Annotated in this window: 10 protein-coding genes and 1 tRNA gene; 4 read left to right on the forward strand and 7 right to left on the reverse strand. The window is 70.5% G+C overall.

Features of this window, described 5'->3' with window-relative positions; genetic code table 11:
• Positions 1 to 114 precede the first annotated feature (114 nt).
• The 6 genes from pknB to ABZY33_RS26125 form a co-directional block, all read right to left on the reverse strand.
• Positions 115 to 2,151 (reverse strand): Stk1 family PASTA domain-containing Ser/Thr kinase, encoded by a 2,037-nt coding sequence (gene pknB, locus ABZY33_RS26100; protein WP_356494107.1) that lies wholly within the window; start codon positions 2,149 to 2,151, stop codon positions 115 to 117.
• A gap of 223 nt (positions 2,152 to 2,374) precedes the next feature.
• Positions 2,375 to 3,841: a penicillin-binding transpeptidase domain-containing protein gene (locus ABZY33_RS26105; RefSeq protein ID WP_356494108.1), complete on the reverse strand. Its 1,467-nt coding sequence runs from the start codon at positions 3,839 to 3,841 to the stop codon at positions 2,375 to 2,377.
• Positions 3,838 to 5,268, reverse strand: coding sequence for an FtsW/RodA/SpoVE family cell cycle protein (locus ABZY33_RS26110; RefSeq protein ID WP_356494109.1), 1,431 nt, complete (start codon positions 5,266 to 5,268; stop codon positions 3,838 to 3,840). Before ABZY33_RS26110 ends, ABZY33_RS26105 begins: the two co-directional genes overlap by 4 nt.
• 25 nt (positions 5,269 to 5,293) lie before the next feature.
• Entirely contained in the window at positions 5,294 to 6,829 is a 1,536-nt protein-coding gene (locus tag ABZY33_RS26115; RefSeq protein WP_356494110.1) for a Stp1/IreP family PP2C-type Ser/Thr phosphatase, read from the reverse strand.
• 137 nt (positions 6,830 to 6,966) lie between these two features.
• A complete protein-coding gene (locus tag ABZY33_RS26120) occupies positions 6,967 to 7,485 on the reverse strand; it encodes an FHA domain-containing protein (RefSeq protein WP_356494111.1) in 519 nt (172 codons plus the stop codon).
• Positions 7,486 to 7,495: 10 nt separating this feature from the next.
• Positions 7,496 to 8,350 (reverse strand): DUF3662 and FHA domain-containing protein, encoded by an 855-nt coding sequence (locus ABZY33_RS26125; protein WP_356494112.1) that lies wholly within the window; start codon positions 8,348 to 8,350, stop codon positions 7,496 to 7,498.
• Positions 8,351 to 8,733: 383 nt separating this feature from the next.
• Here ABZY33_RS26125 and ABZY33_RS26130 point away from each other — a divergent pair.
• Positions 8,734 to 8,817 (forward strand) — tRNA-Leu (locus tag ABZY33_RS26130).
• Between the two features lie 155 nt (positions 8,818 to 8,972).
• Here the strand turns inward: ABZY33_RS26130 and ABZY33_RS26135 are convergent.
• Entirely contained in the window at positions 8,973 to 9,626 is a 654-nt protein-coding gene (locus tag ABZY33_RS26135) for an NAD(P)H-dependent oxidoreductase (protein WP_356494113.1), read from the reverse strand.
• A 228-nt stretch (positions 9,627 to 9,854) separates the two neighbouring features.
• Here ABZY33_RS26135 and ABZY33_RS26140 point away from each other — a divergent pair, with 228 nt between their 5' ends.
• The 3 genes from ABZY33_RS26140 to ABZY33_RS26150 all read left to right on the forward strand — a co-directional run bounded on the left by ABZY33_RS26140 (position 9,855) and on the right by ABZY33_RS26150 (position 12,841).
• Positions 9,855 to 10,175 carry a helix-turn-helix domain-containing protein gene (locus ABZY33_RS26140; RefSeq protein ID WP_356494156.1) on the forward strand — a complete coding sequence of 107 codons (321 nt, stop codon included), beginning with the start codon at positions 9,855 to 9,857 and terminating at the stop codon, positions 10,173 to 10,175.
• Between the two features lie 177 nt (positions 10,176 to 10,352).
• Positions 10,353 to 11,819 (forward strand): DUF2252 domain-containing protein, encoded by a 1,467-nt coding sequence (locus ABZY33_RS26145; RefSeq protein WP_356494114.1) that lies wholly within the window; start codon positions 10,353 to 10,355, stop codon positions 11,817 to 11,819.
• 194 nt (positions 11,820 to 12,013) lie between these two features.
• The gene (locus ABZY33_RS26150) at positions 12,014 to 12,841 is read left to right on the forward strand and encodes a hypothetical protein (RefSeq protein ID WP_356494115.1); all 828 of its coding nucleotides are present in this window, start codon (positions 12,014 to 12,016) and stop codon (positions 12,839 to 12,841) included.
• Positions 12,842 to 12,951 lie beyond the last annotated feature (110 nt).

Raw genomic sequence — 12,951 nt, forward strand, 5'->3', positions numbered from 1 at the left:
TGCGCCACGGCGTCCCGCGGGCACCCGCCGAGTGGGGCGGCCGCGTACTCGGGGCGACGGGCCCGATCCCTTCCTGGGATCGGGGCTCCGTCGTATCCGCCGGGGGCGGGGCGGTCAGCCGTCGTTGCCGAAGCCGCCGATGAAGCCGCCGTTGCCGTTGCCCCCATTGTTCCCGTTGCCGCCGTTGCCTCCGTTGTCCCCGCCGCCACCGCCACCGATCGTGGTCAGCGTCACCGTGGTCTTCGCGGGGTCGGACGGGGTGTTGCCGGCCGGGTCCTGCTGGATGACGCGGGCGTCGTCGCCCTGGTCGCTGCCGCCGGCGAACTGGATGTTCGTGAAGCCGGCGTCCTGCAGCATCTTCTTGGCGTCCTTGACCTTCTGGCCGATGACGCCCGGGACCGCCTTCTGCGCGGGCGCCTTGGCGACCTTCAGCTGCACCGTGGAGCCCGGGTCGGCCTTGGTGCCCGCGGAGAGGTTCTGGGAGAAGACCTTGCCGGCCTCGACGCCGGCGTTCTCCTCCTCCGTGCAACTGGCCTTGAGGTTGCTGGCCTCGAGCTGCTGCTTCGCCTGGTCGCAGGTGAGGTTGCCGCCGGAGACGTTCGGGACCGTGGTGGTCGCCTTCTCCGTGGCGACCGTCAGGGTGATCTCGGCACCCTTCTCGAGCTTGGTGTCGCCCGCGGGATCCTGCTCGATGACCTTGCCCGGGGTCCGCTCGGACTCCTTGGTGGTCTTCTTGATGTTGGTGAAGCCCTTGTCCTTCAGCTCCGCCTCGGCGTCCTCGTAGGAGAGGCCCTTCACGTCCGGGACCGCGACCTTGGGCGCGCCCGTCGACATGCGGACGGTGATCGTGTCGTTCTTGGCGAGCTTGCCGTCCGCCGGGTCCTGCTCGCAGACGTGCTTGGCGGGCTGGTCCTCGCACGCCATGCTGTCGCCGCGGACGACCTTCAGATCGACGTTCTCGGCCTTCCGCTGGGCCTCCTCGAACGTCTCGCCGACCAGGGACGGCACGGTGACGTCGCCGTCGTCACCGCCGTCCCCGCTGGAGACGTACTTCCCGATGAGGATCGCGCCGATCAGGACGAGGATGCCGGCGACCACCAGCAGGATCGTCGAGGTGCGGTTCTTGCCCTGCTTGCGCCGGTCGGGGCGGTCGTCGTAGCCGTAGCCGCCGTCGTCCGCGTTGACCGGGGGCAGCATCGACGTGGGCGCCGCGCCGTTCTGCGAGTGGAGCATGGCGGTCTGCTGGTCGGAGCCGTAGCCGTCGCTCCCGCCGTAGCCGACCGCGCCCATGGCGGCGGTGGCCGCGACGGGCTGGCCGTCGAGGCAGGCCTCGATGTCGGCCCGCATCTCGTCGGCCGACTGGTAGCGGTAGTCCGGGTCCTTGGTCAGGGCCTTGAGGACGATCGCGTCCATCTCGGGCGTGATCTCGGCGTCGAAGACGCTCGGCGCCTGCGCCTCCTCGCGCACGTGCTGGTACGCGACCGCGACCGGCGAGTCGCCGACGAACGGCGGCCGCACGGTGAGCAGCTCGTAGAGCAGGCAGCCCGTCGAGTACAGGTCGGAGCGGGCGTCGACCTGCTCGCCCTTGGCCTGCTCGGGGGAGAGGTACTGCGCGGTGCCGATGACCGCCGCGGTCTGCGTCATCGTCATGCCGGAGTCGCCCATGGCGCGGGCGATGCCGAAGTCCATGACCTTGACCTGGCCGTTGCGGGTCAGCATCACGTTGGCGGGCTTGATGTCGCGGTGGACGATGCCCGCCCGGTGCGAGTACTCCAGGGCCTGGAGGATGCCGACGGTCATCTCCATGGCGCGCTCCGGCAGCAGCTTGCGGCCGCTGTGCAGAAGCTCACGGAGCGTGGAGCCGTCGACGTACTCCATCACGATGTACGGGATGGAGACCTGGTCGACGTAGTCCTCGCCCGTGTCGTACACCGCCACGATCGCGGGATGGTTGAGCGAGGCGGCCGACTGGGCCTCCCGGCGGAACCGGGCCTGGAACGACGGGTCGCGTGCGAGGTCCACCCGCAGCGTCTTCACCGCCACCGTGCGCCCCAGCCGGGAGTCATGCGCGAGGTAGACCTCGGCCATGCCACCACGGCCGAGCACGTGGCCCAGCTCGTACCGGCCGCCGAGGCGACGCGGCTCTTCCATGGTTACCTACCAGCCCTCTCCGTCGGTCCCGACCGTCCCGTGCGGGGTCGGGCGGTGTGCTGTCCGGGCATACCGTACCCGGCTTGCCCGACATGACCTGGCCACCACCGTGACCCGTGACAGGACCGGTATCGCCACGTGCGTCTCTGTGAAGAACGGGTGACAGGGGTCACAAGGAGGGGTGAACCTCCCGGCGGCCCCCGTCACGTGGGTCACCCGTGGGTCACCCCTTCTTGCCGATGACCGCTTCCATCACGCTCTTCGCGATCGGGGCGGCGAGACCGCCACCCGAGATGTCCTGACGGCTGGCCGCGCTGTCCTCGACCACGACGGCCACGGCGACCGGAAAGCCCGAGTCGGTCTTCGCGTACGAGACGAACCAGGCGTAGGGATTCTCGCTGTTGTCGACACCGTGCTGGGCGGTACCGGTCTTGCCGCCGACGGTGACGTTGGGGATCTTGGCGTTGCCGCCGGTGCCGCCCGGGTCGTTGACGACCGTCTCCATCATCGACTGGAGCTTCTGCGCGTTCTCCTCGGAGAGCGGCCGGCTCATCTCCTTGGGCTCCGTCTTCTCGATCGTGTCGAGGTTCGGGGCCTGGAGCTCGTCGACCATGTACGGCTCCATCAGCTTGCCGTCGTTCGCGATCGCAGACGCGACCATGGCCATCTGGAGCGGGGTGGCGGCGGTGTTGTACTGGCCGATGGAGGACAGCGCCGTCGACGACAGGTTCATCTTGGTGTCGAAGTTCGACGCGTTGGAGCGGACCGGGACGAACTGCTGCTCGTTGAAGCCGAATTTCTCGGCCTCCTCGGCCATCTTGTCGGTGCCGAGGTCGGCGCCGATCTTGCCGAACACGGTGTTGCAGGAGACCTTCAGGGCGACCCGCAGCGTCGCGTTCTTACACGGGATGTTGCCCTCGTTCTTCAGCGGCTGCGTGGTGCCCGGCATCGTCCACGGCAGCGGGGTGTCGGTCGCCTTGTCCGGGTCGTAGTTGCCGCTCTCCAGCGCGGCCGCGGCCGTGACCAGCTTGAACGTGGAGCCCGGCGGGTACGTCTCGCGCAGCGCCCGGTTGAGGAGCGGCTTGTCCTTGTCCTTGTCGAGCTTGCCGAAGGTCTCGCTGTCCTTGGTGGAGTTGCCGGCGAAGACCGAGGGGTCGTACGACGGTGTGGAGGCGAGCGCGAGGATCTTGCCGGTGGAGGGCTCGATGGCGGCGACGGCACCCTTGCCGCGGGTCTTCAGACCGTCGTACGCGGCCTGCTGCGCGGCGGCGTTCAGGGTGGTCGTGACGTTGCCACCCTCCTTCTTCTTGCCCGTGATCATGTCGAGGGTGCGGCGGAAGAAGAGCCGGTCGTCGTTGCCGGTGAGAATGCCGTCCTCGATGGACTCCAGCTGGGTGGCGCCGACGATCTGCGAGGCGTAGCCGGTGACGGGCGACCACATGGGCCCGTTCTTCCAGGTCCGCTTGTACTTCAGGTCGGTGCCGGAGGTCGCCTTCGAGCCGGTGATGGGCTTGCCGTCGACGATGATGTCGCCGCGCGGCTGGGCGTACCGCTCGATGGTGACGCGGCGGTTCTTCTCGTTCGTCTGGAGCGAGTCGGCCTGGACGTACTGGAGCCAGTTGTCGCGGATCAGCAGGGCGAGGACGAGCAGACCACAGAAGATCGCGATGCGGCGCAGGGGCTTGTTCACGGTCGGACCACCTGGGTCATCTCGGCGTCGGGGTTGGGGGCGGGGGCGGGCGCCGGGCGGCGGGCGGTGTCGCTGATGCGGATGAGGATGCCGATGAGCGCCCAGTTCGCGATCACCGAGGAACCGCCGTAGGCGAGGAAGGGCATCGTCATACCGGTCAGCGGGATGAGGCCCATGACGCCGCCGGCGACGACGAACACCTGGATCGCGAAGGCGCCGGAGAGGCCGACCGCGAGCAGCTTGCCGAAGGGGTCGCGGGCCGCGAGTGCGGTGCGCACACCCCGCTCGACGATCAGCCCGTAGATGAGCAGGACGGCCATGACACCGGCCAGGCCCATCTCCTCGCCGTAGGTGGCCAGGACGAAGTCGGAGTTGGCGGCGAAGCCGATCAGGTCGGAGTTGCCCTGGCCGAGGCCGGTGCCGAGGACGCCGCCGGAGCCGAACGCCATCAGGGACTGGGCGATCTGGTCGGAGCCCGTGGACTGGATGACCGCATCGGAGAACGGGTTCAGCCAGGCGTCGACGCGTTCCTGGACGTGCGGCTCGAAGGTCGCGACGGTGACCGCGCCGACGGCGGACATCAGCAGACCGAAGACGATCCAGCTGGTGCGCTCGGTGGCGACGTACAGCATCACGACGAACATGCCGAAGAACAGCAGCGACGTACCGAGGTCGGTCTCGAAGACCAGGATGAGGATCGACATCGCCCAGACGACGATGATCGGGCCCAGGTCACGGCCGCGCGGCAGGTAAAGACCCAGGAAGCGGCGGCTGGCCAGGGCCAGCGCGTCCCGCTTCACCATCAGGTAGCCGGCGAAGAAGATCGCGATGACGATCTTGGCGAACTCACCGGGCTGGATGGAGAAGCCGCCGATGTGGATCCAGATCTTGGCGCCGAAGACGTTCATGCCGAGACCGGGCACGAGCGGGAGCAGCAGCAGGATGATCGAGCCGACCATCGAGATGTACGTGTAGCGCTGAAGGATGCGGTGGTCCTTGAGCAGCATCAGTACGCCGACGAACAGCGCGATGCCGATGGCCGAGTACATCAGCTGCTTGGGCGCCGACGGGCTGAACGCCCCGTAGGCGAGCTTGCCCAGGCGCTGCAGCCGCTCCGACTGGTCGAGCCGCCAGATGACGACCAGACCGAGCCCGTTGAGCAGCGTCGCCAGTGGCAGCAGCAGCGGGTCCGCGTAGGCCGCGAACTTGCGGACGACGATGTGGGCGACGCCGGCGAGCAGCCCGAGGCCGAGCCCGTAACCGAGCAGGCCCGCGGGGAGCGAGCCGTCGATGGCCAGCCCCACGTTGGCGTAGGCGAAGACGGGGATGATCACGGCGAACGCGAGGAGCGCCAGCTCGGTGTTGCGCCGGCTGGGTGCGCCGATCGCGCCGATGGTCGACGTATGGGTCGTGGAACTACTACTCATGGCGTGCTGTGGCCCCCAACGGCTTCTACTGCTGTGCGCACGCCTTGGCCAGCTGCTGCTCTTCCTCGGAGAGAGTGGGGCCAGGGGTGGGCGTGGGTGACGGTGACTTCGCCTTGCCGGACGGCGAGTTCGACGGGTTCGGCGTGGGCGTGACCTTGCGCAGCGACGCCTTGGAGGCGGTGCCGGTGGTGCCGCCCGCCTCGCCCTCGCCGGTCTTCGCGTTGTTCTCGGTCTCGGCCTGCTGCCGCTCGGCCTGCTTCTTGCAGGCGCCGGCCTGCGCGGACAGCTCCACGATCTTGTCCTGGGCGGCGGCCAGGTCCCCCTCGGCGATCGACGCCTCGACCTGCTTCTTCTGGTACGGAGGCAGGTACTTGAGCTCGATCTCGGGGTGGTCCTTTTCGACCTTGGAGAGGCTGACCCAGGCGAGGTCCTGGTTGATGCCGCGGTAGAGCGCCACGTGCTCGTCGTTCGAGCCGACGAAGTACTGCGTCTGCGTCCAGCGGTATCCGCCGTAGAGACCGCCGCCGATGACGGCGAGCGCGAGCACGGTGTAGAGCGACCTCTTGATCCACTTGCGGCCGCGGCGCGGTTTGTCGTACTCCTCGTCCGCGTACGCGCCGAAGTTCCCCTCGGGCGCGTAGCCGGCCGGCTCCCCGCTGCCGGGCGGGCCGAACTCGCCGCCGCCACCGCCCTGGCCCGCCGCCGGCCGGCCCAGGTTCGACGCCCGGCCCGCCGGGGTCTGCATGGCGCCGCCGTCGTGCAGCTGGTGCTGGTTCTCGGCGACCGCGCCCACGATGACCGGGGCGTCGGAGATCTGGCCGGCGAGGGTGTCACCGCCGTCGATGTCCAGGACGTCGGCGACGATCACCGTGACGTTGTCGGGGCCGCCGCCGCGCAGGGCGAGCTGGATCAGGTCCTGGACCGTCTCCTGCGGGCCCTGGTAGCTGGCGAGCGTCTCCTCCATCGTCTGGTGCGAGACGACGCCGGACAGGCCGTCGGAGCAGATCAGGTACCGGTCGCCGGCCCGCACCTCGCGAATGGAGAGGTCGGGCTCGACGTGGTCGCCGCTGCCCAGCGCACGCATCAGCAGCGAGCGCTGCGGGTGCGTGGTGGCCTCCTCCTCGGTGATGCGGCCCTCGTCGACGAGGCGCTGCACCCAGGTGTGGTCCTGGGTGATCTGCGTGAGCACGCCGTCGCGCAGCAGGTAGGCGCGCGAGTCGCCGACGTGGACGAGCCCGAGCCGCTGGCCGGTCCACAGCAGCGCGGTCAGGGTGGTCCCCATGCCTTCGAGCTGGGGGTCCTCCTCGACCATCACGCGCAGCTGGTCGTTGGCCCGCTGCACGGCGGTGCCCAGCGAGGTCAGGATGTCCGACCCCGGCACGTCGTCGTCGAGCGCGACGATGGTGGAGATCACCTCGGACGAGGCCACCTCACCGGCGGCCTGGCCCCCCATGCCGTCGGCGATCGCGAGCAGCCGGGGACCGGCGTAACCCGAGTCCTCGTTGCCCTCGCGGATCATGCCCTTGTGCGATCCGGCGGCGAAACGCAGTGACAGACTCATGCGCACCTGCCCCGTGGATTCTGACTCCGGGTACATCCGCACGGTGCCCACCCTCCGGTCGGGAGCGCGCTGGTGTCCTGGTTGGGGACCGCCGCGCCGGCTCGCTCGCTCCGCTCGCGCTCATTCATGATGTAGCACTACTTCCGCAGCTCGATGACGGTCTTGCCGATGCGGATCGGTGCGCCCAGCGGGACCGGCGTGGGGGTCGTGAGACGGGTCCGGTCGAGATACGTGCCGTTGGTGGACCCGAGATCCTCGACGATCCACTGGCCGTCCCGGTCCGGATAGATCCTGGCGTGCCTGCTGGACGCGTAGTCGTCGTCCAGGACGATCGTGCTGTCGTGCGCGCGGCCGAGCGTGATCGTCTGCCCCTGCAGCGCCACCGTCGTACCCGTGAGGGTGCCTTCGGAGACGACCAGCTTGGAGGGGGCGCCGCGGCGCTGCCGCCCGCCGCCCTGCTGCTGGCGCTGGGGTGCAGGCGGCGTGGCCGCCTGCCGTGCGGTCTGCTGCGGACGCGCGCCCTCGCGGCGCGCGCCGCGCTGCGTGACACGCGTACCGAACAGATCGCTGCGGATGACCTGGACGGCCACGATCACGAACAGCCACAGAACGGCCAGGAAACCCAGCCGCATGACCGTCAGGGTCAGCTCTGACATTGCCCCCGCTTCACCCTTCGGCTTGCCGATAAACGATGGTGGTTTGACCCACGACGATCCGCGAGCCGTCGCGGAGCGTAGCGCGGGTGGTGTGCTGTCCGTCCACCACGATGCCGTTGGTGGACCCGAGATCCTGGATCGTCGAGGGCGTTCCGGTCCGGATCTCACAGTGCCGGCGCGAGACGCCGGGGTCGTCAATCCGTACGTCCGCCTCGGTGGAACGGCCGAGCACGAGGGTCGGCCGGGAGATCTGGTGGCGACTGCCGTTGATCTCGATCCAGTGACGGACGCGGGTGCCGGGCAGCGGTCCCGCGCCGGGGCGCTGCGCCGCGCCGGCGGCGCCGGGCACGGGTGCGGCCGGACGGCCGGGCGGCGGCGCCGACGGCATCGGCGGGGCGGCGGACTGCTGCTGGTAGCTGTAGCCGCCGGGCGCCTGGTTCGGACGGGCCGCGGCGGGCCGCTCGGGCGGGCCGGGGTGTTCCTGACTGGTGGACGACGCGAGGGTGCGGCTGCGTACCCGGTACAGACCCGTGTCCAGGTCCTCCGCCTTCTCCAGGTGCACCTTGATGGGGCCCATGAAGGAGTAGCGCTGCTGCTTCGCGTAGTCGCGCACCATGCCGGAGAGTTCGTCGCCGAGCTGCCCGGAGTAGGGGCTCAGGCGTTCGTAGTCCGGCGCGCTCAGCTCCACGATGAAGTCGTTGGGGACGACGGTCCGCTCGCGGTTCCAGATCGTCGCGTTGTTGTCGCACTCGCGTTGGAGCGCGCCCGCGATCTCGACGGGCTGCACCTCGGACTTGAAGACCTTGGCGAAGGTGCCGTTGACCAGACCCTCAAGCCGCTGCTCGAACTTCTTCAGGACTCCCATGGGGCACCTCCTCCTTCGTAGCCGCCCTGCTTGCCGCTGCCGCTTCTCGGTACTGCTTACTGATCGTATCCACGCGCCGGGAAATCGGCTGGTTCCCCCTGCTCGCACAGTGGATGAGTGTCGACGCTCACAGCCCTTCCTAAGAAGGATCGTAGAGGTGGCCTCCGGACAGTGTCCCGTACGCGGCTGTGGAGCGGTCGGCGTCTCGCCGAGCCGGGCCGTGGAGGGCCGGGGTGCGGCGCGGTTCGGCGAGGTCCGCCGTGTCAGGTGCCCGCCAGGGGGCCACGGAAACGGAGGTGAACCCACCCTCCGCAGCGTGCTAATCTTCTGCATGTCGGAAGGCGCTCACCCCGAAAGGGCAAGGCCCGGAAGACACACCCAATGCGCGGGTGGCGGAATAGGCAGACGCGCTGGATTCAGGTTCCAGTGCCCGAAAGGGCGTGGGGGTTCAACTCCCCCCTCGCGCACAGCTGAAAGCCCCGCAGGTCTCCGGACCTGCGGGGCTTTCGCGTTGTCAGGGGCGGCGGGTGCCGACGCGCGCAGGGCGCCGCGGACGGGGGCCGCGACGCCCTGTGGGCAGTGCGCTGTGGTTTATGTCACCTTCGCTTGAGCGGGCGTCACGTCACGCGGCGAGGCGGGCGGCGAGTTCCTTGCCCTTGGTCCGGGCGGCGTCGAGCGCCGCCTCGCGCGACGTCTCGTAGAGCGGGACCAGGTCGGACATGGCGGGGTTGCTCGGGGCCATGGTCAGCTCCGGGACGATGAAGTGGAGCTCCAGGCCAAGGCCGTCGCGCAGGACCGACTCCAGGTAGTTCTGCACGTGGTCCATGCCCGCGCGCGGGGTGCCCGGTGCGTAGGAGCCGCCGCGGCTGGCGACGACGGTGACCGGGGTGCCCTGCGCGGAGGGCGCGTCGACGCCCGCGGTGCGGCCGATCAGGATCACGTTGTCCAGCCACGCCTTCAGGGTCGACGGGATCGCGAAGTTGTACATCGGGGCGCCGATCAGGACGGCGTCCGCCTGCTCCAGCTCCTCGATCAGCGCGATGCGCGCGGCGAAGGCGGCGCTTTGCGCGGGCGTGTGCGCGGCCGGATCGGCGAAGCCGGCGAGGTGGGCGTCGGCGGTGATGTGGGGCACCGGGTCCGCGGCCAGATCGCGGTAGATGACCGTGCCGTCCGGGTGCTGCTCCTGCCAGGCCGCGCGGAACGCGTCCGTGACGGTGCGCGAGGCGGAAGCGGTGCCCGGGAAGACGGACGAGTCGAGGTGCAGCAGCGTGGCCATGAGATGTCTCCCGTTGGGGTCGGAGTGAAGTTCAGTACGTAACTAGTAATAGCACAGGGACTTACTTTTCTTTAGCCCCCTACGTGAGCGCAGTACGCTGGATGCATGGCGGGCGACGGGGAAGACCAGCGGGAACACCGGGGACACCGGAAGAACGGGGCTGAGGTGCTGGGGTCGTGTGCCGGCGCCGCACGCGAGCCGCAGGGATGCACCGGGGTCGACATCGGTATGACGCGCGTCTTCGGCCTGCTCGGCAAGCGGTGGACCGGGCTGATCGTGGCGGTCCTGATGCAGGGGCCGGTCCACTTCTCCGACCTGCGCCGGGCCATCCCTGGGATCAGCGAACGCATGCTGTCCGACCGGCTCACCGAACTGGGCACGGCCGGACTCGTCGTGCGCCAGGTCGACGAGGGGCCTCCGCTGCGCGTCGCGTACCGGCTCACCACGGCGGGCTCGGCGCTCCAGCCGTCGCTGGCGGAGCTGGGGGCGTGGGCGGAGAAGTACCTCGGGGACGAGGGCGGGACGTGTCCGGAGGAGTTCCGGAAGTAAGGCGGGCGGGGGCGCCGGTCGCGGGCGGGCGGGGGCCGGGGTTTTCCACAGGTGGTGGGTTGTCCACAGGCTCTGACGGCGTTTTCCGGGCGGCGGTACGGTCGTGTCCGTTCGGGATGGGGATCTTCGGAGTGGGGACTGCGGACGCGGTCCCGTACGGGGTGGGAGGCGGCCGGCATGGGTGGGCGGGAAGACGACGACGCGGCGGCGACCGCGGTGCGGCGGGACGGGGCGCCGACGGAGCGGCGGTTGCCGCAGGTGCCCGGGTTCGCGGGGCGGACCCGTCCCGGAGCGAGTGGCGGGGACCCCTCGCCGAGAGCCGCCGGCAAGGCGCTGCGCAAGCGGGTGCCGAGGACCGCGCACGCCCGGTTCGAGGTGAGCGCGGAGCGGCCCGACGCCGTGCGGGCGGTCGACGAGGGCAACCGGGGCCGCATCGCCGGACTGGTCCCGCTGCGTGTCGGGCGGATGGCCGCGACCCCCTTCGCCTTCCTGCGCGGCAGCGCGGGGCTGATGGCGCACGACCTGGCGCACACCCCGCTGACCGGCATCGGCGCCCAGATATGCGGCGACGCCCATGCCGGGAACTTCGGCCTGTACGGGGACGCGCGCGGCGGCCTCGTCATCGACCTGAACGACTTCGACGAGACGGTGCACGGGCCCTGGGAGTGGGACGTCAAGCGGCTCGCCGCCTCGCTCGTGCTCGCCGGGCGGGAGGCCGGGGCGGACGAGGACACCTGCCGGAAGGCGGCGCACGACGCGGCGGGCGCCTACCGGCGCACCATGCGGTTGCTCGCGAAGCTGTCCGTGCTGGAGGCGTGGAACGCGATCGCGGACGAGGCGCTCGTCTCCCACGCCGACGCCCAGGATCTGGTCGGTACCTTGGAGCGGGTCTCCGACAAGGCGCGGCGGAACACCAGCGGGCGCTTCGCGGCCAAGTCCACGGTCGCGGCCGAGGACGGCGGACGGCGGTTCGTGGACGCGCCGCCGGTGCTGCGCGGGATACCGGACGCGGAGGCCGAGGCCGTCACCGCCTCGCTCGCCGGATATCTGGAGACGCTGTCGCCGGACCGGCTGCCGTTGCTCGGGCGGTACGCGATCCACGACGTGGCGTTCCGCGTCGTCGGCACCGGAAGCGTCGGCACCCGGTCGTACGTGGTGCTTCTGCTCGACCACCGGGACGAGCCGCTCGTGCTCCAGGTGAAGGAGGCCCGGCCCTCCGCGCTGCTGCCGCATCTGCCCGCCGTCGGGTTCAAGGCGGCGCCCGTGGAGCACGAGGGGCGGCGCGTGGTGCTCGGGCAGAAGCGGATGCAGGTGGTCAGCGACAACTTGCTCGGCTGGACGACGGTCGAGGAACGGCCGTACCAGGTGCGGCAGTTCAGGAACCGCAAGGGCAGCGTCGACCCGGCCGCGCTCGCCGCGGACCAGATCGACGATTACGCCCGGATGACCGGGGCGCTGCTCGCCCGCGCCCACGCGCACAGCGCCGACCCGCGGCAGATCGCCGGCTACTGCGGCAAGAGCGAGGCGCTGGACGAGGCGATCGCGTCGTTCGCGGTGACGTACGCGGACCGGACCGAGGCGGATCACGGGGAGCTGGTGCGGGCGGTACGGGAGGGGAGGATCGCGGCGGAGACCGGGGTTTGAGGGGCGTGTGGGGCGGATGCGGGGTGGGTTTGTGCGGGGTGCGTCGTGCGCCGTGCGTCGTACGGGATGCAGGGTGGCGCGGGGCAGGTTGATGGGGGCGCGGGGTGGGCCCGGAGCGGGGAACGCGGGTGTTGTCGGTGCGGGGTGGTCCGGATCAGGGCGGGGCCTTTGACGACAGGCCCTAGGCTGGACGGGTGACGACCCCGGAGACCGATGTGGCAGAGCAACCGGAGGAGCAGTCTCGGCAGCGGCCCGAGGAGCGCCTCGAACGGGCGGTGCGCGCTGCCGAGCAGGCGCTGATCGAGTTCGAGATCGCGGTGGAGACGTTCCGGGTCGAGGTGGAGAACTTCTCGCGGCTCCACCACCAGAAGCTCGGCCCGATGTACACGCGCCTCGACGAGCTGGAGGCGTTGATCGCCGAGGCCACGGCGGCCCGCACCGACGATCCGGAGGACCGGCGCAAGGCGGACGAGGCGCGGGCGCGCGTGATGCCGATGCCGGGCGTCGAGGAACTGTTCCACGGGTGGATGGACGGGGACGGGCTGTTCCCGGAAGCCGCCGCGATGCTGACCGAGCAGTCGGTGCGGCCGCCGCAGCGGGTACGCCCCAGCGACGAGGCCCGCAAGCTCTACCGGGAGCTGGTCCGCAAGTCCCACCCCGACCTGGCGCAGGACGACGGGGAGCGGGGCCGGCGCGACGAGTTCATCGCACGGGTGAACGCGGCGTACGGGCGCGGTGACGAGGCGTTGCTGCGTGAGCTCGCCGCGGAGTGGGCCGCGGGCCCGGTACCGCCGGCGCGGCAGCCGACCCCGAGCGAGGAGCTGTACGCCCGCCTGGAGTGGCTGGCGCAGCGCAAGGAGCTGCTGGCCGCGGTGGCGCACGAGCTGGAGGAGAGCGCGATCGGCGCGATGCTGCGGATGGCGCCGGAGGACCCGGACGCCCTGCTCGACGAGATCGCGGAGCAGTTGCTCACCCAGGTCGCCGAGCGCGAGGCCGAGCTGGAGCGGTTGACCGCGTCCTGAGGGGCCGGGGCCGGGGCCGTGGCTGGGGGCGGTGGGCATCCTGGTTGCGGTGACGCGTGTGGTTGCGGTGACGCCCGGGGGTACTGGTGACCGGGTGTCGGCGTGGTCCC

It is taken from the genome of Streptomyces sp. NPDC006552 (genome assembly GCF_040611655.1).
Classification (GTDB): Bacteria; Actinomycetota; Actinomycetes; order Streptomycetales; family Streptomycetaceae; genus Streptomyces.